Source organism: Methylobacterium trifolii, assembly GCF_022179685.1.
In the GTDB taxonomy this organism is placed as follows: domain Bacteria; phylum Pseudomonadota; class Alphaproteobacteria; order Rhizobiales; family Beijerinckiaceae; genus Methylobacterium; species Methylobacterium trifolii.
This window is the reverse complement of sequence record NZ_BPRB01000263.1, coordinates 1-1,511: the sequence shown is the minus strand read 5'-3', so window position 1 is coordinate 1,511 and position 1,511 is coordinate 1. Positions and strand designations below refer to the sequence as shown.

At 64.4% G+C, this 1,511-nt stretch carries 1 protein-coding gene; it reads left to right on the top strand.

Features of this window, described 5'->3' with window-relative positions:
- Positions 1–85 precede the first annotated feature (85 nt).
- Positions 86–1,437 (top strand): IS3 family transposase gene (locus tag COGEMETH_RS21030; protein ID WP_238184553.1). Its coding sequence is split into 2 segments (ribosomal slippage): positions 86–422 and positions 422–1,437, totalling 1,353 coding nucleotides; the frame shifts between segments, so codons are not numbered across the junction.
- The last annotated feature ends 74 nt before the right edge of the window (positions 1,438–1,511 follow it).

Sequence of the window (1,511 nt, the reverse complement as noted above, 5' to 3'; positions counted from 1 at the left end):
TGTCCGACGTCAGCACCTGTGGGACAGATTGAGGGTCTTCACGAACGGAGGATGGCTGGTTCATCGTAGCCCCTGAGGAGCGAAGATGAAGCAGACATCCGGAGCGGCCAAGAAGCCGGCAGAAGCGGTGATCAAGGACATCCGTCGGGCCACACGTCGGCAGTTCTCGTCCGAGGAGAAGATCCGCGTCGTACTGGAAGGCTTGCGTGGCGAGGACAGCATCGCCGAGTTATGCCGACGTGAGGGGATCGCCGCCTCGATGTACTATGGCTGGTCCAAGGAGTTCCTGGAGGCTGGCAAGAAGCGCCTGTCCGGCGACACGGCTCGTGCTGCCACCACGGATGAGGTGCGGGATCTCCGTCGCGAAGCGGGGGCGCTGAAGGAGGTCGTGGCTGATCTCGTCCTGGAGAACCGTCTGCTTAAAAAAAGCATGAGCGGGGCTGGGGGCGACGAGGCATGAGGTACCCGGCCCCCGAGAAGCTGGAGATCATCCGGCTGGTCGAGCAATCCCACCTGCCGGTGCGCGCCACCCTGGGCAAGCTCGGCATCACCCGCTCGACGTTCTACCGGTGGTACGACGCCTACCAGCGCGGCGGCCCCGAGGCGTTGAGCGACCATCCCTCGCGGCCGAGCCGGGTCTGGAACCGCCTACCTGCGGAGATCCGCGAGCAGATCGTTGCTCTGGCCTTGGAGCAGCCTGGACTCAGCCCGCGTGAACTGGCGGTACGCTTCACCGACGAGCGGCGCTACTTCGTCTCGGAAGCGACCGTCTACCGGCTGCTCAAGTCTCAGGACCTGATCACCAGCCCGGCCTATATCGTCATCAAGGCCGCCGACGAGTTCCGCGATAAGACCACCGCTCCCAACCAGCTTTGGCAGACGGACTTCACCTACCTGAAGGTGGTTGGCTGGGGCTGGTACTACCTGTCGACGGTCCTGGACGACTTCTCACGCTACATCGTCGCCTGGAAGCTGTGCACGACGATGCAGGCCAGCGACGTCACTGCCACGCTCGACCTAGCGCTGGGTGCGGCTGGGCTCGATCAGGCGCGGGTGATGCCGCGGCCACGCCTGCTCTCCGACAACGGGCCGAGCTACGTCGCCAGCGACCTGGCTGACTGGCTCGGCATTCGGGGCATGACCCACATCCGCGGTGCGCCATGCCATCCTCAAACGCAGGGCAAGATCGAGCGTTGGCACCAGACGCTCAAGAACCGCATCCTGCTCGAACACGCCTACTTGCCCGGCGAGCTGGAGACGCAGGTTGCCGACTTCGTCGAACACTACAACCATGCCCGAGCCCATGAGAGCCTCGGCAACCTCACGCCCGCCGACGTCTACTTCGGACGCGGCGAAGGGATCCTGGCCGAGCGGGAACGCATCAAGCGCCAGACCCTCATGGATCGCCGCTTGCGCCACCACGCGCAGGCCGCCTAACCTCTTACCCCAGATGGACCAGAGCCTCCGCTCCTGAACACCGCTGAATGTCCCAAATCATCTGACGACGGACA